1 protein-coding gene is annotated in these 546 nt (G+C 66.3%); it reads left to right on the top strand.

Going from position 1 to position 546, the window contains the following annotated elements:
• A partial coding sequence (locus ELR45_RS38635) for an ABC transporter permease (protein ID WP_205857001.1) occupies nucleotides 1-388 on the top strand: 388 nt, incomplete at its 5' end.
• Nucleotides 389-546 lie beyond the last annotated feature (158 nt).

Below are 546 nucleotides of genomic sequence, written 5' to 3'. Positions count from 1 at the left end.
GACTCCGCTCGCATGCTTCTACACCCGCTTCCTGCGCGGCGATCTCGTCGAGCAGATCAACTCCGCCGACTACATCGACACGGCCCGCGCCAAAGGCGTCGGCCCGTGGCGCGTGCTCTGGCGGCACGCCTTTCGCAACTCGTCGTTCGGGCTGCTGACCATCGTCGGTCTGAACATCGGGACGCTCATCGGCGGCACCGTCATCATCGAGCGAATCTTCGCGATGCCGGGGCTCGGCATGCTCATGCTCGACGGCGTGCTCTCCAGCGACGTCGCGGTCGTGCAGGTCTGCGTCTTCATCTTCGCCGCGGTCGCGGTCTTCGCGAACCTGTTCGTCGACGTCATGTACGCCGTACTCGACCCGAGGATTCGCTATGGCGGTCACTGACACATCCACCGCGGCGCTGCTGACGCCTGTCGAGACGACTGAGCGGAGCATCCGTTGGGCGAAGATCCGGCGTCGCCTGCTGGTCTGGGTTCCCGCGGGCTTCGTGGCCTTCCTGGTGCTCGCGTGCTTCGCCGGGCCGCTCGTACTTTCGCTCCCGG

This window comes from Phytoactinopolyspora endophytica (assembly GCF_004138495.1).
GTDB classification, from domain to species: Bacteria; Actinomycetota; Actinomycetes; order Jiangellales; family Jiangellaceae; genus Phytoactinopolyspora; species Phytoactinopolyspora endophytica.
Note: the sequence above shows the minus strand (reverse complement) of the source record. Positions and strands in the feature narration are given on the sequence as shown.